Source organism: Enterobacter sp. ku-bf2, assembly GCF_001742765.1.
Classification (GTDB): domain Bacteria; phylum Pseudomonadota; class Gammaproteobacteria; order Enterobacterales; family Enterobacteriaceae; genus Enterobacter; species Enterobacter quasiroggenkampii.
Window position 1 is genome coordinate 1 of the sequence record NZ_MDVW01000011.1, and the last position, 2,107, is coordinate 2,107.

At 43.9% G+C, this 2,107-nt stretch carries 4 protein-coding genes and 1 pseudogene; 1 reads left to right on the top strand and 4 read right to left on the bottom strand.

The genetic code is table 11. The annotated features are described in order from the left end of the window. Window positions 1-27: 27 nt before the first annotated feature. Both BFG58_RS23290 and BFG58_RS23295 read right to left on the bottom strand, forming a co-directional pair. Window positions 28-213 (bottom strand): CPCC family cysteine-rich protein, encoded by a 186-nt coding sequence (locus BFG58_RS23290; RefSeq protein WP_071530933.1) that lies wholly within the window; start codon window positions 211-213, stop codon window positions 28-30. Beyond that, on the bottom strand, window positions 213-587 hold the full coding sequence (locus BFG58_RS23295; protein WP_225828851.1) for a hypothetical protein: 375 nt from the start codon (window positions 585-587) through the stop codon (window positions 213-215). The genes BFG58_RS23290 and BFG58_RS23295 overlap by 1 nt, the downstream gene beginning before the upstream one ends. 348 nt (window positions 588-935) lie before the next feature. Here BFG58_RS23295 and BFG58_RS23300 point away from each other — a divergent pair. Next, window positions 936-1,091: pseudogene (locus BFG58_RS23300) on the top strand (IS3 family transposase); the annotation flags it as partial. A gap of 75 nt (window positions 1,092-1,166) precedes the next feature. Here BFG58_RS23300 and BFG58_RS12325 read toward each other — a convergent pair. Both BFG58_RS12325 and BFG58_RS24090 read right to left on the bottom strand, forming a co-directional pair. After that, window positions 1,167-1,496 (bottom strand): hypothetical protein, encoded by a 330-nt coding sequence (locus BFG58_RS12325; protein WP_048226989.1) that lies wholly within the window; start codon window positions 1,494-1,496, stop codon window positions 1,167-1,169. After that, on the bottom strand, window positions 1,496-2,107 hold a 612-nt coding region (locus BFG58_RS24090; RefSeq protein ID WP_175430172.1), incomplete at its 5' end, for a hypothetical protein. The genes BFG58_RS12325 and BFG58_RS24090, both read right to left, overlap by 1 nt.

The following is a 2,107-nucleotide window of genomic DNA, read 5'->3' on the forward strand; positions in this document are numbered from 1 at the left end:
GCTCAATGGCTGGGATCGTTTTATCAGTTACTGTTTGTTAAATGCTCGTTTCGCCTCATTTAAATTCGAAGAGTTTGCCCCGCCAGAAAAATCTGGATCAGCCGATTGTACAGGGTCATCTTCCCACCCACATACAGGGCAAATTTCATAACAACCCAGCTCATCAATTGTTTTATTTCCACAGCATGGACAAGGATAAGAGCCATTATTCATCATTGTTTTTTCCAATATTCGAGACCTTTCTCTGGTTTAAACATTGTACGCGGTACACCATTTATATCTTTTGAAGCAAAGACATTAGTCGCAGGATTGTAATACAGCGTGTCTCCGTTAGGGCGAGTTTTAGTTAAGGTACCTTGCGGTGGGGTTGTCATAAAATTATGGGCTGCATCAACATATTGCTTAGCATTCTGATACTCAGGAAATTCTTTCCCATATTTTGTCCAGTGTCCATAGGCATTACCCACAGGTTCTGCTTTCTTGGCTTCTGTCCAAATCTGAGTATCTTTAGATTTACCACCAATCGGAACAGCCCCAATTCCAAGACCAGCAGCTCCTGGAAGCGGCTTACCATCTTCGTCAAACAACACCCCGGGCCTGGCAATGTTATAAACTTTTGGCAACCGGTCGCCATGCTCTTCTCGAACTCTTCCTCATCATGCCCTGGGCTGAGCGTGTTATTCTCAACAACAACTCGATCCTGTGCACATTGCTGTAATGATAACGTTTTTCCCTGTCCTTTCCGTGAGTTATAGTCGTTTTCCCTGCTGTACTTCCGGCGCAGTAACTTTTTGCGCTGTTAAGCGTCTTTAGCCCCGCAGACGCTTCCGCCCTAGCGAAGCCCCCCTTCGGGTAAAGAGTCTGCAAAGGTGCAGGCTGCGAGTCAGGAGACTCAGACGGTTAAGAGATTAACTGTCGGGGGCTCCTGTTTAATTTACGTAAGCTTCAGCGATGCAACTCATGCAATAACGAACTATATCGTTGGATATTACAGCGCGCTCAGACCGCATGAATATAACGGTGGGGTACCACCAAACGACTCGGAAAACCGATACTGGAAAAAATCTAAATCTGTGGTCAGTTTTTGTTGACCACTTCAACTCATTCTTGTGATGGCATCAATCGCGCAACAAAGTACATCTTGTGCCAATATATTATTGGCATCTTTATTGCGGAAAAAAATCCTCTTCAACAAAAGGTTCTGGCCATTCACTTTCATATACGACTGCTTCAATCTCTAGACAATTATCATCCTCTACAGCAATCATAAAACACCCRCCATAAGGGAGTTTTTTATGGAAAAAACCCCGCTCCCAATATCTATCTTTATTATTTTCCAATGTAAAAGTTTGTGGCAACTTGATGGTCGAAAAGAAACCCACACCGGTTTTACTACGTTCAATTACGCAGCCTTCATTAAGTACTTTTTTTAAAAGATCTAACTTATTTCTTAAAGTAAAAGTTAATGCAAAAATTTCTTCTTTGGTTAAATTCATTAGAACGGCCTCATCCTTGCTGTAGATATTCTGAACTCACCATTAATGACAATACCTTTTACAGCTACATCATTACCACCGACCCTAACGGTCACCCAGCAGCTACCAGTCTGATATGAGCCTGGATTCTTCGCCAAAGGCTGTACTGCTTCATGCATTCTTTCCAATGCCGCCTCTGGAGAGCCAAACTCAGAAACTAATTTATCCATTTGATGCTTATCAGCAAAAATGTGAGAAACCTTATTGCTATCATAGCCTAAGCTTTCAACCTGCTTTTTGGCTTCAATTTGTGCCTGCTGAGCTCGCGCTTTTTCTTCATCTTCCGGTCCCCAGCCACCCGGCGTTCCTGAACCAGCACCACCATATTCAGCCTTCTCATCATCCGTCATGTTTCCGGCTACATTGGGTTTCAAGCCCTGATCTGAATCATCCGAAGAACATGCACGCCCAAAGCTACACTGAGTGGCTTTATCAACTGCATCAAACAGATCATCCACAGCTAACGTTATTTTGTCATTAGCGTTTTTGGTGACCTGATCTCCCGGGTTTACCGGAACCCCGGGAACAGGCACCGGAACCGGAGGTGCAATACCCAGCGTGTTATTCTCAAC